General features: G+C 60.8%; 27 protein-coding genes. 5 read left to right on the plus strand and 22 right to left on the minus strand.

All coding sequences use genetic code 11. The features are described from left to right. Window positions 1–173: 173 nt before the first annotated feature. Window positions 174–677 (plus strand): TlpA disulfide reductase family protein, encoded by a 504-nt coding sequence (locus tag CLU85_RS21610; protein WP_100412691.1) that lies wholly within the window; start codon window positions 174–176, stop codon window positions 675–677. Window positions 678–998: 321 nt separating this feature from the next. On the opposite strand, the gene CLU85_RS21615 is transcribed toward CLU85_RS21610, so the two are convergent. After that, entirely contained in the window at window positions 999–1,454 is a 456-nt protein-coding gene (locus CLU85_RS21615; protein ID WP_100412082.1) for a cytochrome c, read from the minus strand. A gap of 205 nt (window positions 1,455–1,659) precedes the next feature. Between CLU85_RS21615 and CLU85_RS21620 the strand changes: the two genes are divergently transcribed. Further along, window positions 1,660–2,337 carry a cytochrome b/b6 domain-containing protein gene (locus CLU85_RS21620; RefSeq protein ID WP_100412083.1) on the plus strand — a complete coding sequence of 226 codons (678 nt, stop codon included), beginning with the start codon at window positions 1,660–1,662 and terminating at the stop codon, window positions 2,335–2,337. A 46-nt stretch (window positions 2,338–2,383) separates the two neighbouring features. Beyond that, the gene (locus CLU85_RS21625) at window positions 2,384–2,875 is read left to right on the plus strand and encodes a GNAT family N-acetyltransferase (RefSeq protein WP_100412084.1); all 492 of its coding nucleotides are present in this window, start codon (window positions 2,384–2,386) and stop codon (window positions 2,873–2,875) included. 70 nt (window positions 2,876–2,945) lie between these two features. Here the strand turns inward: CLU85_RS21625 and CLU85_RS21630 are convergent, their stop codons facing one another. The 21 genes from CLU85_RS21630 to CLU85_RS21730 all read right to left on the minus strand — a co-directional run bounded on the left by CLU85_RS21630 (window position 2,946) and on the right by CLU85_RS21730 (window position 17,867). After that, window positions 2,946–3,452, minus strand: coding sequence for a peroxiredoxin (locus tag CLU85_RS21630; protein ID WP_100412085.1), 507 nt, complete (start codon window positions 3,450–3,452; stop codon window positions 2,946–2,948). Between the two features lie 170 nt (window positions 3,453–3,622). Then, entirely contained in the window at window positions 3,623–3,892 is a 270-nt protein-coding gene (gene rpsQ, locus CLU85_RS21635) for a 30S ribosomal protein S17 (protein ID WP_010467186.1), read from the minus strand. Window positions 3,893–3,901: 9 nt separating this feature from the next. After that, entirely contained in the window at window positions 3,902–4,096 is a 195-nt protein-coding gene (gene rpmC, locus CLU85_RS21640; RefSeq protein ID WP_010467182.1) for a 50S ribosomal protein L29, read from the minus strand. Window positions 4,097–4,112: 16 nt separating this feature from the next. Next, window positions 4,113–4,529: a 50S ribosomal protein L16 gene (rplP, locus tag CLU85_RS21645; RefSeq protein WP_010467180.1), complete on the minus strand. Its 417-nt coding sequence runs from the start codon at window positions 4,527–4,529 to the stop codon at window positions 4,113–4,115. Between the two features lie 2 nt (window positions 4,530–4,531). Then, complete coding sequence (rpsC, locus tag CLU85_RS21650; protein WP_010467178.1) at window positions 4,532–5,413, minus strand: 30S ribosomal protein S3; 882 nt, start codon at window positions 5,411–5,413, stop codon at window positions 4,532–4,534. A 15-nt stretch (window positions 5,414–5,428) separates the two neighbouring features. Next, complete coding sequence (gene rplV, locus CLU85_RS21655; protein ID WP_100412086.1) at window positions 5,429–5,761, minus strand: 50S ribosomal protein L22; 333 nt, start codon at window positions 5,759–5,761, stop codon at window positions 5,429–5,431. A gap of 9 nt (window positions 5,762–5,770) precedes the next feature. Further along, window positions 5,771–6,046, minus strand: coding sequence for a 30S ribosomal protein S19 (gene rpsS, locus CLU85_RS21660; RefSeq protein ID WP_099739882.1), 276 nt, complete (start codon window positions 6,044–6,046; stop codon window positions 5,771–5,773). Between the two features lie 9 nt (window positions 6,047–6,055). Further along, window positions 6,056–6,880 carry a 50S ribosomal protein L2 gene (gene rplB, locus CLU85_RS21665; protein ID WP_100412087.1) on the minus strand — a complete coding sequence of 275 codons (825 nt, stop codon included), beginning with the start codon at window positions 6,878–6,880 and terminating at the stop codon, window positions 6,056–6,058. Window positions 6,881–6,882: 2 nt separating this feature from the next. Next, window positions 6,883–7,197 carry a 50S ribosomal protein L23 gene (rplW, locus tag CLU85_RS21670; protein ID WP_010467173.1) on the minus strand — a complete coding sequence of 105 codons (315 nt, stop codon included), beginning with the start codon at window positions 7,195–7,197 and terminating at the stop codon, window positions 6,883–6,885. Next, window positions 7,194–7,814 (minus strand): 50S ribosomal protein L4, encoded by a 621-nt coding sequence (rplD, locus tag CLU85_RS21675; protein ID WP_008906425.1) that lies wholly within the window; start codon window positions 7,812–7,814, stop codon window positions 7,194–7,196. Before rplD ends, rplW begins: the two co-directional genes overlap by 4 nt. Then, window positions 7,814–8,488 carry a 50S ribosomal protein L3 gene (rplC, locus tag CLU85_RS21680; RefSeq protein ID WP_100412088.1) on the minus strand — a complete coding sequence of 225 codons (675 nt, stop codon included), beginning with the start codon at window positions 8,486–8,488 and terminating at the stop codon, window positions 7,814–7,816. Before rplC ends, rplD begins: the two co-directional genes overlap by 1 nt. A 224-nt stretch (window positions 8,489–8,712) precedes the next feature. Continuing rightward, window positions 8,713–9,024: a 30S ribosomal protein S10 gene (gene rpsJ / locus CLU85_RS21685; RefSeq protein WP_005796953.1), complete on the minus strand. Its 312-nt coding sequence runs from the start codon at window positions 9,022–9,024 to the stop codon at window positions 8,713–8,715. A 28-nt stretch (window positions 9,025–9,052) separates the two neighbouring features. Then, window positions 9,053–10,243 carry an elongation factor Tu gene (tuf, locus tag CLU85_RS21690; protein ID WP_100412053.1) on the minus strand — a complete coding sequence of 397 codons (1,191 nt, stop codon included), beginning with the start codon at window positions 10,241–10,243 and terminating at the stop codon, window positions 9,053–9,055. Window positions 10,244–10,385: 142 nt separating this feature from the next. Beyond that, on the minus strand, window positions 10,386–12,488 hold the full coding sequence (gene fusA / locus CLU85_RS21695) for an elongation factor G (protein ID WP_100412089.1): 2,103 nt from the start codon (window positions 12,486–12,488) through the stop codon (window positions 10,386–10,388). Between the two features lie 151 nt (window positions 12,489–12,639). Next, window positions 12,640–13,113, minus strand: coding sequence for a 30S ribosomal protein S7 (gene rpsG, locus CLU85_RS21700; RefSeq protein WP_005798541.1), 474 nt, complete (start codon window positions 13,111–13,113; stop codon window positions 12,640–12,642). Between the two features lie 167 nt (window positions 13,114–13,280). Next, window positions 13,281–13,658, minus strand: coding sequence for a 30S ribosomal protein S12 (rpsL, locus tag CLU85_RS21705; RefSeq protein ID WP_008905797.1), 378 nt, complete (start codon window positions 13,656–13,658; stop codon window positions 13,281–13,283). Window positions 13,659–13,943: 285 nt separating this feature from the next. Beyond that, window positions 13,944–15,113 carry a D-alanyl-D-alanine carboxypeptidase family protein gene (locus tag CLU85_RS21710; RefSeq protein ID WP_100412090.1) on the minus strand — a complete coding sequence of 390 codons (1,170 nt, stop codon included), beginning with the start codon at window positions 15,111–15,113 and terminating at the stop codon, window positions 13,944–13,946. 104 nt (window positions 15,114–15,217) lie between these two features. Further along, complete coding sequence (locus tag CLU85_RS21715; protein WP_100412091.1) at window positions 15,218–15,868, minus strand: alpha/beta hydrolase; 651 nt, start codon at window positions 15,866–15,868, stop codon at window positions 15,218–15,220. A gap of 86 nt (window positions 15,869–15,954) precedes the next feature. After that, window positions 15,955–16,314 (minus strand): ferredoxin, encoded by a 360-nt coding sequence (locus CLU85_RS21720; RefSeq protein WP_100412092.1) that lies wholly within the window; start codon window positions 16,312–16,314, stop codon window positions 15,955–15,957. Between the two features lie 9 nt (window positions 16,315–16,323). Further along, window positions 16,324–17,421 (minus strand): VanZ family protein, encoded by a 1,098-nt coding sequence (locus CLU85_RS21725; protein ID WP_100412093.1) that lies wholly within the window; start codon window positions 17,419–17,421, stop codon window positions 16,324–16,326. Between the two features lie 17 nt (window positions 17,422–17,438). Next, entirely contained in the window at window positions 17,439–17,867 is a 429-nt protein-coding gene (locus CLU85_RS21730; RefSeq protein WP_100412094.1) for a CopD family protein, read from the minus strand. 294 nt (window positions 17,868–18,161) lie between these two features. Here CLU85_RS21730 and hemB point away from each other — a divergent pair, with 294 nt between their 5' ends. Together hemB and CLU85_RS21740 are read left to right on the plus strand one after the other, a co-directional pair. Then, window positions 18,162–19,169, plus strand: coding sequence for a porphobilinogen synthase (gene hemB, locus CLU85_RS21735; RefSeq protein ID WP_100412095.1), 1,008 nt, complete (start codon window positions 18,162–18,164; stop codon window positions 19,167–19,169). Window positions 19,170–19,230: 61 nt separating this feature from the next. Beyond that, complete coding sequence (locus CLU85_RS21740) at window positions 19,231–20,358, plus strand: magnesium transporter CorA family protein (RefSeq protein WP_100412096.1); 1,128 nt, start codon at window positions 19,231–19,233, stop codon at window positions 20,356–20,358. Window positions 20,359–20,538 lie beyond the last annotated feature (180 nt).

A 20,538-nucleotide genomic window follows, 5' to 3' on the forward strand; every position in this document is an offset into this window, starting at 1 on the left:
TATCGACAGTGGACCCCTTCGCGATGGCGGACCGGGTATCGCGGCCGAACTTTTGCGGCGGAATCGACTCCATCGTCCGTGCGGGTGCAGCGGTACACGCGTGCGGCAGCAGGTCCGGCACAATGTCGGGCAGGGCAGCAGCCCTGGTTCTTTTCTGGATGGATGGTGAATTCATGGCGATCAAGCATTGGGCAGCAGGTGTGGCGGTGGTGGCGTTTGCCGCCGTGGGCGCTTATGTGTACCTGGACACGGGTCGCTCCGAAGCCCCCGCATCGACCTTTGTGTTGCTGGATGGCACGAGCAAATCCACTGCAGACCTCAAGGGAAAGGTCACCTTGGTCAACTTCTGGGCGACAAGTTGCACCACCTGCGTGGCCGAAATGCCCGAGATCGTGGCCACCTACAACAAGTACAACAGCAAGGGTTTTGACACCCTGGCCGTGGCCATGAGCTATGACCCGCCCAGCTACGTCGTGAACTTTGCCGAAACGCGCAAGCTGCCGTTTCAGGTCGCCATCGACAACACCGGCAAGGTTGCACAGGCCTGGGGCGATGTGCGCCTCACGCCGTCCACTTTCATCGTCAACAAGCGTGGCGAGATCGTGAAAACCTACGTGGGCGCGCCCAATTTTCCAGAACTGCACCAGCTCATCGAAAAGCTGCTGGCTGAGACCTGAGCCACTGCCACACCTCCTAAAGCAAAAGGCCGATTTCATGCGAAATCGGCCTTTTGTGCTTGTGGATCAAGCGCGAGCAGCTATCCATTTGGTGCGGCGGTATCCGTAGCTGGTGCAGCCCAGACCAGCGGACGCCGCGCAAAGGCCGCCCCACCGCGTTGGCGTCAGCCCCCTTCTCGGAGCGCGTGGCGTGCAGAGAGAGGCGGAGGGGCTGAGGGCCGCGGCCCCAAGACTGCCTGCGCAGTCTTGGACGTTCCCGAAGAGCAGCCCCGCCTCTGGCGGCGGCACCGAGCAGCACAGCCGCTCAGGGGCTCTTGCTCTTCACTTCGCGCGGTAGTTGTCGTGGCAGGCCTTGCAGGTGCCCGCTGCAGCACCAAAAGCAGTCTTGAGGTTGTCGAGGTTGCCGGTCTTGGCCGCAGCGGCGAGCTTGACGGATTCGGCCTCCAACTTGTCAGCATGGTCCTTGAACTTGGCCTGCTCTGTCCAGATTTCGGGCAAGGCCTTGGTGGGTGCGCCCTTGTCCGTGCCGGCACCAAATCCCGCCCACGGCAACTTGGCCATGTGGGCCACCACATCGGCATTTTCTTGCGCGACCTTGGCATCAAACGGCACGCGGCCGTTCGCCATTGCCCCCAGGCGCCCAAAATGTTGTCCCATTACAAAAAGCGCGCTTTGGCGGTATTTGATGGCGTCTTCGGCCTTGGCAAACTGGGCGGACGCTGGAGCGGACAGCGTGAGGGTGGCTGCAGCCAGGGTCAATACGGCAAGTGCTTTCATGAGAACTTCCTTCTTCTTTCGTGGGTGGAACAGAAACCAAACCTACCAAACTTGCGCAGTATGCCGGTTTGAAGGCCGTTCTGCTTTCGGCCGCCCCGGCACCCCAACGCCCCACTCCGGGCTTTCGGGCCTCCCTCACAATGCGATCATGCGCTGCATGAGCCAGCGCTGCACCAACCAACCATCCATCCCTTGATCCATCACCATGACGCAACACACCGTACGCATCTGGGATCTTCCCACCCGCATCTTTCACTGGGCCCTCGCAATCAGCGTCGTGGCGCTGGTCGTCACCGCCAAACTGGGGGGCAACGCCATGGAGTGGCACTTTCGCTTCGGATATGCAGTGTTGGCACTGCTGGTCTTTCGCATCGTCTGGGGCTTGGTTGGAGGGCACTGGTCGCGGTTCTCGACGTTCCTTTTTTCGCCCGCGAGACTGTGGCGCTACCTGCGTGGTACGCCACACCCGCAGGACCATATCGGGCACAGCCCGCTGGGCGCCTTGTCGGTGTTTGTGCTGCTGGCAGTGCTGCTGGGTCAGGTCTGTACCGGCCTGCTCAGCGATGACGAGATCGCCTTTGCGGGCCCCTTGACGCGCTTTGTCTCTAACGCTGTGGTCGGGCAGGCCACGGGGTATCACAAGGAAATCGGGCAATACCTGGTGCTGGGATTGGTGGGTCTGCATGTATTGGCCATTGTTTTTTACGTGCGGGTGCGTCGGCAGCAACTCATCAAACCCATGCTGGACGGCGACAAGACACTCGCAACACCTGCCGCACCTTCACGCGATGACGCCTTCAGCCGCATCGCGGCGCTGGTGGTGCTCGCGGTGAGCGTGGCAGGCGCCTGGTGGGTGTCCTCGCTGGCGGTGGCAGGCTTCTGAACGAACTCGTTACACTGCGGCTTCCGTAGTTTGAATCGTCAGCGCCTTGGATAAACCGATCGTCACCCTGCGCTCTCCTTCCTGGCCCACCGAGATGGAAACGGTCCGCGACATCTTGCGCGAGTACGCCGACACCCTCGGCGTCGATCTCCGTTTTCAGGATTTCGAGAGCGAATTGTCCCAGTTGCCTGGTGAGTATGGCGAGCCACGGGGCACCCTCCTGCTGGCAGAGGTGGAGGGCGCTGTGGCGGGTTGCTGCGCCCTGAGACCCCTGGACAACGCCGACTATCCCAATGCCAGCGAAATGAAGCGCCTGTACGTGCGCAAGGCATTTCGCGGATTTGGCCTGGGGCGCGAGCTGGCCGAGGCCATGCTCGACCGGGCCCGGCAAGCGGGTTATGCCTGCGTACTGCTCGACACCCTAGACGACATGGAGTCGGCTCGTGCGCTGTATACCGATCTGGGCTTTGAAGAGATCCCGCCGTACTATCACAACCCCATCGCCGGAGCCCATTACCTCAAGGTCGACATTTCTTGAGGATTTAGAGGGCTAGCGCTTGATTTACAAGCGCCATCAGCTATCAAATAAATAGCAAATCGACTCATCTTCAAGCCTTGGCTTGGGCCAGCAGCGTGTCGGCACCGCTCACTTCAAACTTGCCAGGGGCCTCCACATTGAGCGTGACCACCTTGCCATCGCGCACCAGCATCGAGTAGCGATTGCTGCGCAGACCCAGGCCCTTGCCATTCAGGTCCAGGGTCAAGCCGGTAGCTTTGGCGAACGTGGCGTCACCATCGCCGAGCATGCGCACCTTGCCCTCGGTTTTTTGGTCACGCGCCCAAGCGCCCATCACAAAAGCGTCATTCACACTCACGCACCAGATCTCGTCCACACCAGCCGCCTTGAACTCGGCTGCTTTTTCCACATAGCCGGGCACATGTTGGGCCGAGCAGGTAGGGGTAAAAGCACCTGGCAGCGCGAACAGGGCGATGGTTTTACCCGCTGTGGCTTTGTCCACCGGCACAGGATTTGGCCCAATGCTGCAGCCTTCGCCTTCAACTTCCGAATACTCCATCAGCATGCTGGCAGGCAAGGTGTCACCGACTTTGATCATTGTTCTCTCCTTAGGGTGGTTGGATGAATAGGAAACAAGGGGGAATTGAGGTATCACTCTGCCCGGAGCATAAAAACGCAGGCCCACAAAGCAAAACGACCCACATTGTGGGTCGTTTTGAAGGGCTTTGCTGCCCGGGGTTTTAGCCCGGGCTTCAATGCAGGGGCTGCTTACAGCAGGCCGGCCTTTTGCACCAAGCGGGTGGCCACCCAGTTCTTGGTCTTGGAGAGCGGACGGCTCTCGGTGATTTCGATCGTGTCGCCCAGCTTGTACTCGCCCTTTTCATCATGGGCGTGGTACTTGCTCGACTTGCCGACGATCTTGCCGTAGAGCTCGTGCTTCACACGGCGCTCGACCAGCACGGTCACAGTCTTTTGACGCTTGTCGCTGACCACCTTGCCAACCAAGGTGCGCTTGAGGGATTTTTTAGGTTCCGTCATGTGGGCTCCTTACTTGGCGGCTTGCTTTTCAGCAAGAATGGTCTTGGCACGGGCGATATCGCGGCGGGTGGTGCGCAGCGTGTTGGTGTTACCCAATTGCTGCGTAGCCTTTTGCATGCGCAGGCCGAAATGTGCCTTTTGCAGGGCCTTGATTTCGGTCTCGATGCCGGCGACGTCTTTTTGGCGCAGTTCAGTAGTCTTCATTGCTTGTTCTCCTGAATTACGCGCCGATCAGGCGGCTGACGAACGTGGTGCGCAGCGGCAGCTTGGCAGCAGCCAGGCGGAACGCTTCACGGGCCAGTTCTTCGGGCACACCGACGATCTCGAAAACGATCTTGCCGGGCTGGATTTCGGCCACGTAGTACTCGGGGTTGCCCTTACCGTTACCCATACGCACTTCTGCGGGCTTGGTAGAGATTGGCTTGTCCGGGAACACGCGGATCCAGATACGGCCGCCACGCTTCACGTGACGGGAAATCGCACGGCGTGCAGCTTCGATCTGGCGGGCCGTCAGACGGCCACGATCGGTGCACTTCAGACCGAAATCACCGAACGCAACGGAGGCTCCCCGAGTTGCGACACCAGTGTTACGGCCCTTTTGCTCCTTGCGGTATTTGCGGCGAGCAGGTTGCAGCATAGTTATTCTCCTTTACCGTCCGCTGCTGTAGCGGGCGCGGCGACTTTGCGTACGCGCTTAACGGCGGTGTTATCAGCGCCACCAGCTTCCACTGGCTTGTCGCTGCCGTCGGCCGGAGCGGTGTTACCACCGACTGGACGACGTGGGCCACGGCCTGCGCCTGGACGATCGCCACCTGGGCGGCCATCACGGCGTGGACCGCGTGGGCGGCGTTCTTCGTCTGGACGTGGGGTTTCCACGGCAGGCAGGTCGTTACGACCCAGCGTATCGCCCTTGTAGACCCAGACCTTGACGCCGATCACACCATAGGTGGTCTTGGCTTCAGAGGTGCCGTAGTCGATGTCGGCGCGCAGCGTGTGAAGTGGCACACGGCCTTCACGGTACCACTCGCAACGAGCGATTTCGATACCGTTCAGACGACCGGACGACATGATCTTGATGCCTTGGGCACCCAGACGCATGGCGTTCTGCATGGCGCGCTTCATGGCGCGGCGGAACATGATCCGCTTTTCGAGCTGTTGCGTGATGCTGTCGGCGATCAGCTTGGCATCGATTTCAGGCTTGCGCACTTCTTCGATGTTCACTGCGACGGGCACGCCCAGGCGAGCAGCGAGTTCCTTCTTGAGGTTCTCGATGTCTTCACCCTTCTTGCCGATCACCACACCCGGACGTGCCGAGTAAATGGTGATACGGGCGTTCTTGGCGGGACGCTCGATCAGGATGCGCGACACGGCGGCGTTCTTCAACTTGGCCTTCAGGTACTCACGCACCTTGATGTCTTCGGCCAGCATGCCCGCGAAATCGCGGTTGCTGGCGTACCAACGGCTGGACCAGTTGCGGCTGACCGCAAGGCGGAAGCCGGTAGGATGGATTTTTTGTCCCATAGTCTTCCCGAGCCTTTAGTTGCCAACCGTCACGTACACATGGCACGTGGGCTTGCTGATGCGGTTGCCGCGGCCTTTGGCGCGCGCGGTGAAGCGCTTGAGCGTGGTGCCTTGTTCGACGTAGATGGTCTTGACCTTCAGTTCGTCGATGTCAGCGCCATCGTTGTGTTCGGCGTTGGCGATGGCCGACTCCAGAACCTTCTTGACGATTCCCGCAGCTTTTTTCTGCGTGAAGCTCAGGATGTTCAGAGCCTGGTCCACCTTCTTGCCGCGGATCAGATCAGCGACCAGACGGCCCTTGTCGACCGACAGACGGACGCCCCGGAGGACTGCACGTGTTTCAGACATGGTCGTTCCTTACTTCTTCGCTTTTTTGTCAGCGGGGTGACCCTTGAAGGTGCGCGTCAGGGCGAATTCGCCGAGCTTATGGCCCACCATCTGGTCGGTAACGTAGACAGGTACGTGCTGCTTGCCGTTGTGCACGGCGATGGTCAGACCGATGAAATCGGGCAGAACCATGGAGCGACGCGACCAGGTCTTGACTGGTTTCTTGTCCTTGGTGGCAACGGCCTTTTCGACCTTGGCCAGCAAGTGATGGTCAACAAATGGACCCTTTTTAAGAGAGCGAGTCATCTGTGCCCCTTACTTCTTGCGACGCGACACGATCATGATCTGTGTGCGCTTGTTGTTACGGGTGCGATAACCCTTGGTCAGATTGCCCCAAGGATCGACTGCATGGCGGCCTTCGCCGGTGCGGCCTTCGCCACCACCGTGAGGGTGATCCACTGGATTCATGGCGACGCCGCGAACCGTAGGACGAATACCCATCCAACGCTTCACACCGGCCTTGCCCAGTTGGCGCAGGCTGTGTTCTTCGTTGGCTACTTCACCAATGGTGGCGCGGCATTCGATATGGATCTTGCGAACTTCTCCGGAACGCATACGCACCTGGGCGTAGATGCCTTCACGGGCCAGCAGCGTTGCCGAAGCACCTGCCGAACGAGCGATCTGAGCACCAGCACCGGGCTTGAGCTCGATGCAGTGAATCGTCGAACCCACGGGGATGTTGCGGATAGGCAGCGTGTTACCTGCGCGGATCGGAGCTTCCGAACCGCTCATCAGCGTTGCACCAGCCTCAAGACCACGGGGAGCAATGATGTAGCGACGCTCGCCGTCGGCGTAACACACCAGAGCGATGTGGGCCGTACGATTGGGATCGTACTCAATGCGCTCAACCTTGGCCGGAATGCCGTCCTTGTTGCGCTTGAAGTCCACCACGCGGTAGTGGTGCTTATGACCACCGCCCTTATGACGGGTAGTAATGTGACCATTGTTGTTACGACCGGCCTTCTGGAATTGTGGTTCCAGCAGGGGGGCGTACGCTTCACCCTTGTACAGGTGGTCACGCGTGACCTTCACCACAGCACGTTGGCCGGGCGAGGTAGGTTTCATCTTAACGACAGCCATGATTACGCGGCCTCCCCGGAGAGGTTCAGCTCTTGACCTGGTTGCAGCGTGACATACGCCTTGCGAACGTTGTCGCGACGGCCGATGGTCTTGCCAAAACGCTTGGTCTTGCCTTTGGTGTTCACTACAGAAACGCCCTTGACTTCCACCTTGAACATCAATTCCACAGCGGCTTTGATTTCTGGCTTGGTCGCGTTCTGCAGCACCTTGAACGTCACAGCATTGGACTTTTCAGCAACCATGGTGGCCTTTTCGGACACGATGGGAGCGACCAGCACTTGCATCAGACGACCTTCGTCAAACTTGAGTGTGCTCATGCGAACATCTCCTTGAGTTTGTCGATTGCACCCTTGGTGACGAGCACTTTCTTGAAACGCACCAGCGACACGGGATCTGCGTAACGCGGCTCAACGACGAGCACGTTCACCAGATTGCGCGAAGCCAGGTACAGGTTTTCGTCCACTTCGTCGGCGATCACCATCACCGATTGCAGATTCATCGCCTTGAACTTGTCGGCCAGGACCTTGGTCTTGGGCGAGTCAAGCTTCAGCGAATCGACCACAGCCAGACGACCTTCACGGGCCAGCTGCGACAAAATCGCAGACATGCCGGCGCGGTACATCTTCTTGTTGATCTTCTGTGTGAAGTTTTCGTCAGGCATGTTCGGGAAAATCCGACCGCCCCCACGCCACAGTGGCGAGGACGTCATACCAGCACGTGCGTTACCCGTACCCTTTTGCTTGAAAGGCTTCTTGGTCGAGTGACGGACTTGCTCGCGATCCTTCTGGGCGCGAGTGCCTTGGCGTGCGTTGGCCTGATAGGCCACGACGATCTGGTGAACCAGATCTTCGTTGTATTCACGACCGAACACGGTTTCTGGAACATCCAGCTTGGATGCGCCTTGGCCTTGGTCATTCAGGAGTTCGAGCTGCATTAGTTCGCTCCTTTGGAAGATTTGGCCTTGACCGCTGGACGCACCGTCACGAACCCGCCCTTGGAGCCCGGAATAGCGCCCTTGATCAAGAGCAGTTGACGCGCTTCGTCGATGCGAATGACATCGAGGTTTTGCGTGGTCTTAGTGACATCGCCGAGGTGGCCCGTCATGCGCTTGCCGGGGAACACACGACCTGGGTCCTGTGCCATACCGATGGAGCCAGGAACGTTGTGCGAACGGCTGTTACCGTGCGACGCGCGCTGCGACTTCATGTTGTGACGCTTGATGGTACCGGCGTAGCCTTTACCGATCGAAGTGCCTTGCACGTCGACCTTTTGACCCACGGAAAACACGGACGTCACAGCGACCGAACCGCCAGCTTGGTACTGGGCGGCGGTATCAGCGGTCACGCGGAATTCCTGGATGATTTCACCGGCTTCCACACCTGCCTTGGCAAGGTGACCGGCTTCTGGCTTGGTCACGCGCGATGCTTTGCGCGAACCGAACGTGACCTGCAGGGCCACGTAGCCATCGTTCTCTTGGGTTTTGATCTGGGTAACGCGGTTGTTGGACACATCCACCACCGTGACAGGCACTGCGTCCCCATCATCGGTGAACAGACGCATCATGCCCACTTTGCGACCCAGCAACCCGAGGGAGTTGCTCAGACTCATTGGTTTTCTCCAAAACTCTCACCGCCACAACTTCAATTGGCTACGGCGTTTCCGCAAGCTCTCACTCGCGTACATGAAAGAAGGTTAATAAAACTCCGCCAACCCATGCCTTTTCACAGGCGCAAATTGAGCGAAGCCCTAAAGTATAACGCGAACTGCTTTTTCAAGCAAGTTCGCGTTATTGCAGACACCACAAGGCGGGCAAGCCCGCCTTGCAACGACTATTACTGCAGCTTGATTTCGACGTCCACGCCAGCAGGCAGGTCGAGCTTCATCAGAGCATCAACGGTTTTGTCCGTCGGGTCCACGATGTCCATCAGACGCTGGTGCGTGCGGATTTCGAGCTGGTCGCGGCTGGTCTTGTTAACGTGCGGCGAGCGCAGGATGTCAAAACGCTTCATGCGCGTGGGCAGGGGCACGGGGCCCTTGACAATCGCGCCGGTGCGCTTGGCGGTGTCAACGATCTCAGCAGCGGACTGATCGATCAGCTTGTAGTCAAACGCCTTCAGGCGGATGCGAATTTTTTGCTTGGACATGGCAATTCCTTGTGCAATTCAGAACAGATTACGCGAGGATCTTGGCCACGACGCCAGCGCCCACGGTACGACCACCTTCGCGAATGGCGAAGCGCAGGCCTTCTTCCATGGCGATGGGGTTGATCAGCTTCACAGTGATCGACACGTTGTCACCAGGCATGACCATTTCCTTGTCGGCTGGCAGCTCGATGGCGCCAGTCACGTCGGTCGTGCGGAAGTAGAACTGAGGGCGATAGTTGTTGAAGAAGGGCGTATGACGGCCGCCTTCGTCCTTGCTCAGCACATACACTTCCGCGGTGAAGTGGGTGTGGGGCTTGATCGAACCTGGCTTGCACAGCACTTGGCCGCGTTCCACATCTTCACGCTTGGTGCCGCGCAGCAGCAGGCCAACGTTGTCGCCCGCTTGACCTTGGTCGAGCAGCTTGCGGAACATTTCCACGCCGGTGCAGGTGGTCTTGACGGTGTCCTTGATACCGACGATTTCGATTTCTTCGCCGACCTTGACAATACCGCGTTCGATACGACCTGTCACGACGGTGCCGCGGCCAGAGATCGAGAACACGTCTTCCACAGGCATCAGGAAGGCACCATCCACAGCGCGCTCTGGCGTTGGGATGTAGGTGTCCAGCGCTTCGGCCAGCTTCATGATGGCTTCTTCACCCAGAGGACCCTTGTCGCCTTCCAGGGCGAGCTTGGCGGAACCGCGAATGATCGGGGTGTCGTCGCCAGGGAAGCTGTATTTGTCCAGGAGTTCGCGCACTTCCATTTCGACGAGTTCGAGCAGTTCTTCGTCGTCGACCATGTCGCACTTGTTCAGGAACACGATGATGTAAGGCACGCCCACCTGGCGAGCCAGCAGGATGTGTTCACGGGTCTGGGGCATAGGGCCGTCAGCGGCCGAGCACACCAAAATAGCGCCGTCCATCTGGGCAGCGCCCGTGATCATGTTCTTCACATAGTCGGCGTGACCGGGGCAGTCCACATGGGCGTAGTGGCGGTTGGCCGTTTCGTATTCCACGTGGGCGGTGTTGATCGTGATACCACGGGCCTTTTCTTCGGGCGCTGCATCGATCTGGTCGTATGCCTTGGCTTCGCCGCCGAACTTGGCGGACAGCACGGTAGCGATGGCTGCCGTCAGCGTCGTCTTGCCATGGTCCACGTGGCCGATCGTGCCCACGTTGACGTGGGGCTTGGTGCGTTCAAACTTACCTTTTGCCATTTTCAATTCTCCAAAGAGCGATACCTGTGTAGTGGTTTAACGTCTGCATCTGGTTGCTGATTCACCCCGCACAGGGAACAGGGTGGCACCGGATCGCAGACAAAAACAAAGCCCAGACCAAAGGGCCTGGGCGAGTGCTTACTTACTTAGCGCGAGCAGCCATGATGGCTTCAGACACATTGCGAGGGGCTTCGCTGTAGTGCTTGAATTCCATCGAGTACGTGGCACGGCCTTGCGTTGCAGAACGCAGCGTGGTCGAGTAGCCAAACATTTCCGACAGTGGCACTTCAGCGCGGATGGCCTTGCCACCGCCAGGAATGTCTTCCATGCCTTGCACCATGCCGCGACGGCTGGACAGATCGCCCATCACGTTGCCGGCATAGTCTTCAGGCGTTTCGACTTCCACGGCCATCATGGGCTCAAGAATCACGGGACCGGCCTTGCGGCAGCCCTCCTTGAAACCGAAGATGGCAGCCATCTTGAACGCCAGTTCGTTCGAGTCCACATCGTGGTACGAACCGAAATGCAGCGTGACCTTCACGTCGACCACGGGATAGCCGGCCAGCACGCCTTGCGTGACGGCTTCGTTGATACCCTTTTCCACCGCAGGGATGTACTCGCGCGGCACCACACCACCCTTGATCGCGTCGACGAACTCGATGCCCTTGCCCACTTCGTTGGGTTCGATCTTGAGCACAACGTGGCCGTACTGACCCTTACCGCCGGACTGACGCACGAACTTGCCTTCGGCCTCTTCCACGGTCTTGCGGATGGTTTCGCGGTAGGCCACCTGGGGCTTGCCCACGTTGGCTTCCACGCCGAATTCACGCTTCATGCGGTCAACGATGATTTCCAGATGCAGCTCGCCCATGCCGGCGATCAGCGTCTGACCCGATTCTTCATCGGTCTTCACGCGGAACGACGGATCTTCAGCAGCCAGGCGTTGCAGGGCAATGCCCATCTTTTCCTGATCGGCCTTGGTCTTGGGTTCCACAGCCTGGGTAATCACAGGCTCAGGGAACACCATGCGCTCCAGAATGATCGGCGAGCCCACATCGGCCAACGTTTCACCCGTCGTCACGTCTTTCAAGCCCACGCAAGCAGCGATGTCACCCGCACGGATTTCGTCGACTTCCACGCGGTCATTGGCCATCATTTGCACGATACGGCCGATACGCTCTTTCTTTCCCTTGACAGAGTTGTACACCGTGTCGCCCTTAGACAACACACCGGAGTACACGCGGACAAAGGTCAACTGGCCCACAAACGGGTCGGTCATCAGCTTGAAGGCCAAAGCAGAAAACTTCTCGCCGTCATCCGCCTTGCGGGTGACGGGCTGCTCGTCTTCATCCGTACCCGTCACGTCCGGGATATCCACAGGCGAAGGCAGGTAGTCGATCACGGCGTCCAGCATGCGCTGAACACCCTTGTTCTTGAAAGCCGTGCCACACAACATGGGGTGGATTTCAGTGGCGATGGTGCGGGTACGCAGGCCGAGCTTGATTTCCTCTTCCGAGAGCGTGCCCTCTTCGAGGTACTTGTTCATCAGCTCTTCGGAGGCTTCGGCCGCAGCCTCCACCATCTTCTCGCGCCATTCTTCAGCCAAAGCCTGCAGATCTGCAGGGATTTCAGCGTAATCGAACTTCATGCCTTGTGACGCTTCATCCCACAGGATGGCCTTCATCTTCAGCAGGTCAACCACACCCTTGAAGCCTTCTTCGGCACCAATTGGAATCACCACAGGCACAGGGTTGGCCTTCAGGCGCAGCTTCATCTGGTCATGGACCTTGAAGAAGTTGGCACCGGTACGGTCCATCTTGTTCACAAAGGCCAGACGCGGCACCTTGTACTTGTTGGCTTGGCGCCAGACGGTTTCCGACTGGGGCTGCACGCCACCCACGGCGCAGTACACCATGCAGGCGCCGTCGAGCACGCGCATCGAACGCTCCACTTCAATCGTGAAGTCCACGTGGCCGGGGGTGTCGATGATGTTGAAACGGTGCTCAGGGTAGGACAGGTCCATGCCCTTCCAGAAGCAGGTCACGGCAGCCGAAGTGATCGTGATGCCGCGCTCTTGCTCTTGCTCCATCCAGTCCATGGTCGCCGCGCCATCATGCACTTCACCAATCTTGTGGTTCACGCCCGTGTAGAACAGGATACGTTCGGTGGTCGTGGTCTTGCCAGCGTCAATGTGGGCCGAGATACCGATATTGCGGTAGCGCTCGATGGGAGTCTTGCGAGCCATGGTGGATCCTTGGATGGGTCGTGTTATTCGGGGGACGGGGCCGCCATTGTGGCGTTGCAGCCCGTCAATTTTGTGACCATCTCAATCGCCACAAGGCTGCAGGCAAAAATGCCGGCAGCCTTGCGCTTGGCGACGAGAGTGGTTCGTCGATTTAGAAGCGGAAGTGGCTGAATGCCTTGTTGGCTTCGGCCATGCGGTGAACTTCGTCACGCTTCTTCATGGCACCGCCACGGCCTTCGGTGGCTTCGAGCAGTTCGTTGGCCAGACGTTGGGCCATCGACTTTTCGCCGCGCTTGCGGGCCGCTTCCTTGATCCAGCGCATGGACAAAGCCAGACGACGGACAGGACGCACTTCCACTGGCACCTGGTAGTTGGCACCGCCGACACGGCGGGACTTCACTTCGACCATGGGCTTCACGTTGTTGATGGCAACGGTGAAGGCTTCCAGCGGGTCCTTGTCAGGGTGCTTCTTCTCGATCAGTTCCAGAGCACCGTAAATGATGCGTTCTGCAACAGCTTTCTTGCCGCCTTCCATGATCACGTTCATGAATTTGGACAGCTCTACATTGCCGAACTTAGGATCCGGCAGGATTTCACGTTTGGGGACTTCGCGACGACGTGGCATTTTTCACCTCATGTTTGCTTCAGTTGGCGTCTTTTCAGACACCGCGAGAGTCATTCAAAACTCCCACTTACTCGACCCACGCAAGACATTTGCGCTTGGGGTCACTACGCTGAATCACCGCGCCACGCGGGAAACAGCACCGAAAATTCTGTGCAAAAGCGCAGGGCTTACTTGGCCTTTGGCTTCTTGGCACCGTACTTGGAGCGCGATTGCTTGCGGTCTTTCACGCCTTGCAAGTCGAGCGAACCGCGCACGATGTGGTAACGCACACCAGGCAAGTCCTTGACACGACCGCCGCGAACCAGCACCACGCTGTGTTCCTGCAGGTTGTGGCCTTCACCGCCGATGTAGGAGATCACCTCAAAACCGTTGGTCAGGCGCACTTTGGCAACCTTACGCAGAGCGGAGTTAGGCTTCTTAGGCGTCGTGGTGTACACACGGGTGCACACGCCGCGGCGCTGTGGAGAGTTTTCCATCGCAGGGCTCTTGGACTTGGTCTTTTCGACCTCGCGCCCCTGACGGACCAGTTGATTAATGGTTGGCATGAAATACGTCCCTAAACGTAAAAAACGAAAACGTGAAACCCTTCGGAAATTCCGAAAAGCCTTCTAATGTAGCAGCAAGCTCCAAAACGGGCAAGCGGCGCGCGGTTTTCCCCTGCAAAGCACGCGCACCTAGTGCGCGAAGCGCCGCCACGGCCCATCAAAGAAAGAACACGGCCCAAACCAGGGCCGCCGCTCCACCGCGCTGGCTGCGCCCCCTTTTCCCGAATCACGCAGCGATGGGATAGAGGGAGGAGAAGGCGCCAAGCGCCTCAAGGAGCCGTCCCCTTATTTGATCCACAGCCGGATCGCATCCCAGGCCCGACCCAGAATGCCCGCCTGCTCCACGCCGTCCAGCGCCAGCAGCGGGACCTCACCCACCGTCTGATCGCCCAGCATCACCTTCAGGGTGCCAATGGCCTGGCCCTTGCTGTAAGGCGCCACCAGCGGGTCTGGGCGGGCGATCTGGGTCGTGATCTTGCCAGCGCTGCCTGCTGGCACCGCCACCACAATGGCCTCTTCGCGGCCAATTTTCAGCGTGCTGTCCTTACCCTTCCACACCGCGGGCGTCGCCACGGGCTTGCCGGCCTCGAACAGCTTGACCGCCTCGAACGCGGTGTAGCCCCAGTTCAGCAGCTTCTGGCTTTCGTTCGCACGTGCGTTTTCGCTGGCAGCGCCCAGCACGATGGACAGCAGGCGACGCTGGCCCACGCCAGGGAATTCGCGCTTGGACGTGGCCACGAGGCAGTAGCCTGCAGCAGCGGTGTGGCCGGTCTTGAGGCCATCGACCGTGGGGTCGCGGAACAGCAGCGAATTGCGGTTGCTACCGTTCGACACGGGCGTGCCGGGGTAGCTGTACTGCTTGGTGGAGTAATAGTGCATGTACTCCGGGAAGTCCTTCATCAGCCGCGTGGCCAGCACCGAGAGGTCGCGTGCCGTGGTGATGTGACCGGGTTCGGTCAGGCCTTCGGGATTTTTGTAGCTCGTACCCTTCATGCCCAGCGCCTGGGCCTGGTCGTTCATGAGCTTGACGAAATTCTCGGCCGTACCGCCCACGCCTTCGGCCAGGGCCATGGTGGCGTCATTACCGGACTGCACGATCATGCCCTTGATGAGGTCTTCCACCGGCACCTGCATCTTGGGATCGATGAACATGCGCGAGCCGGGCATCTTCCAGGCGCGCACGCTCACGGGCAGTTTCTGGTCCAGTGCAATTTTCTTGGCGCGCAGCGCGTCGAACACCAGGTAGCCCGTCATCAGCTTGGTGAGGGATGCCTGCTCGACCGGTGCATCGATGTCCTTGGCGGCCAGCACCTGGTTGGCGGTGACATCCACCAGCATGTAGGTGCGCGCCGCGATTTCGGGGGGCTGGGGCGCCTGGGCAAAAGCCCCGAGGGCAGCAGGGGCTACCGCAGCAAAGACGGCCAGGGATCGCAACGCGGACAGGATTCGTTTCATGGGGCGAGAAAGGGCTGGAAAGGCTTAAAAAATGGAGTGAGGACAAGGCGGGGAGGAAGGGAGTGACACGGTGGGCGGCCGTAGCCGACCCGGGCTGCCCTCCCTCAGGCGCCCGATTGCAGGTGGCGGACCACCAGATTTTTCAGAAGCGGCAATTGTCCGTGAAAGAAATGCCCCCCTGCGGGGATCACTGTGACAGGCAGTATCTGGGGCCGCGCCCAATCCATGACGGCGGCCAACGGCACGGTATCGTCGGCTTCGCCATGCACCACCAGCGTGCGCAGGTGGGCGTCGGGCGGCACCGGGGCCACGCTGAAGCGGCTGGCGGCGGTGCCCACCAACACCGCCTGGTCCACCCGGCCTTCGGGCCAGAGCGCGGCCAGCGCATGGCTGGTAACAAACGCACCAAACGAAAACCCCGCCAGCGCAATGCGCTGGCCTTGGCGGTGGGGCGCCACCTGCTCCACCACGGCCAGCAGATCCTGCAGCTCGCCCTGGCCATCATCGTGCGCGCCCGCCGAGCCCCCCACGCCCCGGAAGTTGAACCGCACCGCCGTGAAGCCGCACTGCACAAAAGCGCGCGCCAGGGTCTGCACCACTTTGTTGTCCATGGTGCCGCCGAACAGCGGATGGGGGTGGGCAATGATGGCGACGCCCCGGGAGGCGGCCCCGTCGGCCAGCGCCGCGCTGTCGCGCACGGCCTCGATGGCGCCAGCGGCACCGGAAAGGGTCAGGCGTTCAGTCTGGGCATTCACGGGATTGCTACTCAATCAATAGCTACCAGCGCATGTCCATCAAGCACTAGCAGCCAAAATCATTCAAAAAAGGGATGGAGCCCGTTTCAGCGGCCAAGTTCCGCGGGCGTGACCAGGCGCTCCACCACCTGGCCATTCTTGAGGTGTGACTCGACGATCTCGTCGATGTCTGCTGCGTCCACATAGGTGTACCAGGTTCCCTCGGGGTAGACCACGGCGACGGGGCCACCCGCGCAGCGGTCCAGGCAACCGGCCTTGTTCACGCGCACTTTGCCCGCGCCTGCCAGCCCGGCCGCCTTGACCTGAGCCTTGCAGCGGTCAAAACCCGCCTGGGCGTTGTGGTGGGCACAGCTGTCCTCACCATTGGTGCGTTCGTTCAGGCAAAAAAAGATGTGGCGCTGGTAGTAACCGGGCGCTGCAGCCGGTGCAATGGATGGTTCACTCATCGCTGCATTTTAGGTTTGTGCCTCGCGCCGCGACACCCGCAGCACCACATACAGCAGCGTGACATAGGGCCACAGCCAGCCCAACCACTGGCCCAGGCCATAAAAGCGGATGAAACGTCCCTGCTCCCAGATCTGCAAGGTCTGGGCGAAATACGCGCTGGCGGGCGCCTGGTTGAGCAGCGCCAGGTGCCAGGCCAGCGCCAACAGCAGCACAGCGGCACAGGCCCTGCGCGGCAGAGCCAGCATGAACAGGGCCAGGGCCAACGCGCCCCACACCCCCACACGCACGGGCAGGCTCATCCACTCCCAGGCATGCACAGGCCCCCAGCTCAGCGCTGCCGACAGCGCGGTGAGCGTGACGCCCACCCCCACTACCCCCAATGAAAACAGCGCACGCCGCCCCATTTGGCGGATCACGCAGTAACCCAGCAGGCAGGGGATGAGCAACCCCAGCGTCACGCACAGCAGCTCACCGCTGGGCGAGAGCGGATCCAGCTCGGTCTCGCGCAGGGGCAGCCAGTCGAGAAACGGCGTATCGGCCAGCAGCTCGATGAGCGCCGTCTCCAGCCGCTCCAGCACCTGGCCCAGCCCAAAGGGCACCGCCGCGGGAAACAGCAGCGCCATCGGCCACAGCGCCAGCAGCACCATGCCACCTGAGGCATCCAACACAAACCAGCGCGCCCGAAAATTGCTCCAGCGGTCCAGCGCACCCAAGCGCTCCAGCAGTGCGGCGCTCAGGGCACCCGCCAGGGTGCCCAAGGCATTCAGGACCAGATCCAGGTTGGAAGGCACCCGGCGGGGCAGGTAAATCTGCAAGAACTCCATCGACAGGGAGAGCAGCGCCCCCACCAGAGTCGCCAACAGCACCGCCCCACGCCCCCAGCCCGAGCGCAGCATGCCCAGCACCAGCAAAAAACCCAGTGGGGCATAGCCCACGGCGTTGGTGACGACATCAAACCCGGTCCAGTACGGAGGGGGCAAGCGCGCCAGCAAAAACACCAGCGGGTCGATCCCCTGCGCACGCCAGCCGTCAAAAGGGAACAGGCTGGCAAAAACAATCAGCGCCGAGTAGATCAGCGCCAGGGGCCAGGCCGAGGTTTTGTGCATGCGCCCTCGCGCCTGCGTCAAAAGGGCTTGACCACCACCAGCACCACCGCAATCAGCAGCAGCACCACGGGCACTTCGTTGAACCAGCGAAACCACGCATGGCTGCGGCGGCTGGTGCCGTCCGCCAGTTTGCGCAGCAGCACGCTGCAAGCGTGGTGATAACCAATCACCAGCACCACCACGGCCAGCTTCGCGTGCATCCAGCCGTTGCCAGGCCCCCGGCCAATGCCATAGCCCATCCACAGCCAGAGGCCCAACGCCAGGGCCGGAACCGCCAACAGCGTGGTGAAACGCAGGAGCTTGCGGGCCATGAGCAACAGGCGGTCACGCTCGGCCGCCGAGCCCGGAGCCACCATCGCCAGATTGACGAAGATGCGAGGCAGGTAGAAAAGACCAGCAAACCAGCTGGCCACGAAAACGATGTGAAAGGCTTTGACCCAGAGCATGGCCGCAGTTTACGTGCCTGTGCGCCCGGCATGGGACAGTCCAAAAAAAGCCCGGCGGGTCAGCCGGGCCAGGAATGCCTGTTTTGCATTGCTGCAAACAAGGCCCCGCTCAGGGAGGAAAGCGGGGGGCAGCAAGCCGCCCGGCGCCAATTTAGCACCGGGCCCCAGCCGTTACAAGCGGCACCTCGAAAGCACCGTGCTGCGCCCCTGTGGCCGGAAAACCGGCTTACCCACAGGCCAGAGCCCCTCGGGGGTGAGGCGTGCAGCGCCACAGGGGGGATTCATAATCTCGCGATGCATCTCCAAAGCCCCGCCCCCTTCCCCCAGAACCGCCCGCGCCGCCTGCGCCGCGATGCGTTTACCCGCAACCTGGTGCGCGAAAACGCCGTCACCCCCCACGACCTGATTTACCCCGTGTTTGTGCACGAGGGAAGCCAGCGCCGGGAGACCGTGACCTCCATGCCCGGCGTGGACCGCCTGAGCCTGGACCTGCTGCTGACCGTGGCCGAGGATTGTGTGAAGCTGGGCATCCCGGTGCTGGCGCTGTTCCCGGCGATTGACCCGTCGCTCAAGACGCCCGACGGCAAAGAGGCGCTGAACCCCGACGGCCTGATCCCGCGCGTGGTGCGGGCGCTCAAAAAGGAATTCCCTGACCTGGGCGTGATGACGGACGTGGCGCTGGACCCGTACACCAGCCACGGCCAGGATGGCGTGCTCGACGCCACCGGCTACATCATCAACGACGAGACGGTGGAGATCCTCACCGGCCAGGCGCTCACGCACGCCGAGGCAGGCGTGGACATCGTCGCACCCAGCGACATGATGGACGGCCGTATTGGCGCGATCCGCGAGGCGCTGGAAGTGCAGGGCCACATCCACACCCGCATCATGGCCTACAGCGCCAAGTACGCCAGCGCCTTCTACGGCCCGTTCCGCGACGCGGTGGGCACGCGCGGCGCCCTGGGCAAGGCCGACAAGAATGTCTACCAGATGGACCCCGGCAACAGCGATGAGGCCCTGCGCGAAGTGGCCATCGACATCGCCGAAGGCGCCGACATGGTGATGGTGAAACCCGGCATGCCCTACCTCGACATCGTGCGGCGCGTGAAGGACGAGTTCAAGGTGCCCACCTTCGCCTACCAGGTGAGCGGCGAGTACGCCATGATCAAGGCCGCCGCCGCCAACGGCTGGCTGGACCATGATGCCGTGATGATGGAAAGCCTGCTGGCCTTCAAGCGCGCGGGTGCCGACGGGGTGCTGACCTACTTTGCGCGCGACGCTGCGCGTTTGCTCCGAAAATAAGAGCTGTCAGCGCTTATTGAATAAGCGCTACAGGCTATTTTTACTTCAAAACCGGGGTCGCATGCGCATTTTCCACATCCACAGCGGCGGCGTGCACGAGCTTTCGGCCCTGCCCGCCCAGATGCCCGCGCACGGTTTTGTCTGGATCGCCTGTGCCCGCCCGGCCTTCCAGGCGCGGCTGGCCGAAATCCAGGGCCGGCTGCAAGCCCTGATCGGGCTGCAACTGGTGGACCTGCATGTGTCCGACCTGCTCAATGCGCAACTGCCCTCGCACTACGACTACACCTCGCAATACGACCTGCTGGTGTTCCGTCGCCTGGCCACGGCACACGGTGAGACCACCACCGACCCCATCGATACCCCGGCCGGTCCCATCAAGCGCAGCGGCCCGCCGGTGCTGCGGCGCATCGACACCAGCCCCGTAGGTTTTGCGGTGTTCGACCAGTTGCTGCTGACGGTACACCCCTCTGACTGCGCGGTGCGCGACGCCTACGCCGCCCGGCTGCTGGCCTCGCTGCCCGCCACCAGCCCTGGTGAAGGCCGCAGCAACCCGGTGCCAGGCACCCGCCTGCCCACCAGCCCGGCCGATCTGATGCTGCGTGTGGTCAACCTGATGGTCGATGGCTATCTGGACCTGCGCCGCGAACTCACGCGCCAACTCGACCACTGGCAAAATGAGCTGCTCAAGCCCCGGGCACGCTATGTGAACTGGACGTCGCTGCTCGAAGCACGGCTGGCACTGCACAAGCTCGACGAGATCTGCGAAGACCAGCGCACCGCTGTGCAAGACTGGATCGACGCGCTGGAAACCTGGGCCCTGCCCGACACCCCTACGGGCGTGCGCGAGCTGGACCTGCTCAAGGTGCGCAGCCGCGACGTGCTGGAGCACATCGAACGCGTGGTGCACCACGTGCGTCGGCTGGAGCAAAGCACCGAAACCGCCGTGCAGATGCATTTCAGCGTGCAGAGCAACCGCACCAACGACATCATGCGCACGCTCACGGCACTGACCGCCGTGTTCCTGCCACTCAACCTCATCGCGGGTATTTTTGGCATGAACTTCGAGTTCATCCCGCTGGTACACAAGGCCGATGGCTTTTGGTGGGCCATGAGCGCCATGGCCGTGATTGCGCTGGCCTTGGTGGCACTGTTCTGGCGCAAACGCTACCTGGCGCGGACTGGCAGCTGACCCACGGCAAACCTCAGCTTGTTGCAACGCAGCAACAAATCATTGAAATCATATTTATCACTATTTCTTATCAGAAATAGCGTTTAACATCGCCCCATTGGCGGTGAAATCTGCTCAGCGTGCCCTGGCCTTCAGGGGATCGCTGCAGCCAGGCGGTACCCCTGACCACGCTGATGATAG

It is taken from the genome of Acidovorax sp. 69 (assembly GCF_002797445.1).
Classification (GTDB): domain Bacteria; phylum Pseudomonadota; class Gammaproteobacteria; order Burkholderiales; family Burkholderiaceae_C; genus Acidovorax.

What these genes read in the sequence shown, in the direction of transcription:
- tuf (WP_100412053.1), bottom strand. Translation starts at nt 10,243, where the DNA reads ATGGCAAAAGGTAAGTTTGAACGCACCAAGCCCCACGTCAACGTGGGC.
- CLU85_RS21725 (WP_100412093.1), bottom strand. Translation starts at nt 17,421, where the DNA reads ATGCACAAAACCTCGGCCTGGCCCCTGGCGCTGATCTACTCGGCGCTG.
- CLU85_RS21720 (WP_100412092.1), bottom strand. Translation starts at nt 16,314, where the DNA reads ATGAGTGAACCATCCATTGCACCGGCTGCAGCGCCCGGTTACTACCAG.
- CLU85_RS21710 (WP_100412090.1), bottom strand. Translation starts at nt 15,113, where the DNA reads ATGAAACGAATCCTGTCCGCGTTGCGATCCCTGGCCGTCTTTGCTGCG.
- rplC (WP_100412088.1), bottom strand. Translation starts at nt 8,488, where the DNA reads ATGAGTCTGAGCAACTCCCTCGGGTTGCTGGGTCGCAAAGTGGGCATG.
- rplW (WP_010467173.1), bottom strand. Translation starts at nt 7,197, where the DNA reads ATGAGCACACTCAAGTTTGACGAAGGTCGTCTGATGCAAGTGCTGGTC.
- rpsQ (WP_010467186.1), bottom strand. Translation starts at nt 3,892, where the DNA reads ATGACGGAACCTAAAAAATCCCTCAAGCGCACCTTGGTTGGCAAGGTG.
- rpsC (WP_010467178.1), bottom strand. Translation starts at nt 5,413, where the DNA reads ATGGGACAAAAAATCCATCCTACCGGCTTCCGCCTTGCGGTCAGCCGC.
- CLU85_RS21740 (WP_100412096.1), top strand. Translation starts at nt 19,231, where the DNA reads ATGCGCATTTTCCACATCCACAGCGGCGGCGTGCACGAGCTTTCGGCC.
- fusA (WP_100412089.1), bottom strand. Translation starts at nt 12,488, where the DNA reads ATGGCTCGCAAGACTCCCATCGAGCGCTACCGCAATATCGGTATCTCG.
- rpsG (WP_005798541.1), bottom strand. Translation starts at nt 13,113, where the DNA reads ATGCCACGTCGTCGCGAAGTCCCCAAACGTGAAATCCTGCCGGATCCT.
- rplD (WP_008906425.1), bottom strand. Translation starts at nt 7,814, where the DNA reads ATGCAGCTCGAACTCCTGAATGACCAAGGCCAAGGCGCATCCAAGCTG.
- CLU85_RS21730 (WP_100412094.1), bottom strand. Translation starts at nt 17,867, where the DNA reads ATGCTCTGGGTCAAAGCCTTTCACATCGTTTTCGTGGCCAGCTGGTTT.
- CLU85_RS21610 (WP_100412691.1), top strand. Translation starts at nt 174, where the DNA reads ATGGCGATCAAGCATTGGGCAGCAGGTGTGGCGGTGGTGGCGTTTGCC.
- rpsL (WP_008905797.1), bottom strand. Translation starts at nt 13,658, where the DNA reads ATGCCAACCATTAATCAACTGGTCCGTCAGGGGCGCGAGGTCGAAAAG.
- rplP (WP_010467180.1), bottom strand. Translation starts at nt 4,529, where the DNA reads ATGCTGCAACCTGCTCGCCGCAAATACCGCAAGGAGCAAAAGGGCCGT.
- rpmC (WP_010467182.1), bottom strand. Translation starts at nt 4,096, where the DNA reads ATGAAGACTACTGAACTGCGCCAAAAAGACGTCGCCGGCATCGAGACC.
- rplV (WP_100412086.1), bottom strand. Translation starts at nt 5,761, where the DNA reads ATGTCTGAAACACGTGCAGTCCTCCGGGGCGTCCGTCTGTCGGTCGAC.
- hemB (WP_100412095.1), top strand. Translation starts at nt 18,162, where the DNA reads ATGCATCTCCAAAGCCCCGCCCCCTTCCCCCAGAACCGCCCGCGCCGC.
- CLU85_RS21630 (WP_100412085.1), bottom strand. Translation starts at nt 3,452, where the DNA reads ATGATCAAAGTCGGTGACACCTTGCCTGCCAGCATGCTGATGGAGTAT.
- CLU85_RS21615 (WP_100412082.1), bottom strand. Translation starts at nt 1,454, where the DNA reads ATGAAAGCACTTGCCGTATTGACCCTGGCTGCAGCCACCCTCACGCTG.
- rpsS (WP_099739882.1), bottom strand. Translation starts at nt 6,046, where the DNA reads ATGACTCGCTCTCTTAAAAAGGGTCCATTTGTTGACCATCACTTGCTG.
- rplB (WP_100412087.1), bottom strand. Translation starts at nt 6,880, where the DNA reads ATGGCTGTCGTTAAGATGAAACCTACCTCGCCCGGCCAACGTGCTGTG.
- rpsJ (WP_005796953.1), bottom strand. Translation starts at nt 9,024, where the DNA reads ATGTCCAAGCAAAAAATTCGCATCCGCCTGAAGGCGTTTGACTACAAG.
- CLU85_RS21620 (WP_100412083.1), top strand. Translation starts at nt 1,660, where the DNA reads ATGACGCAACACACCGTACGCATCTGGGATCTTCCCACCCGCATCTTT.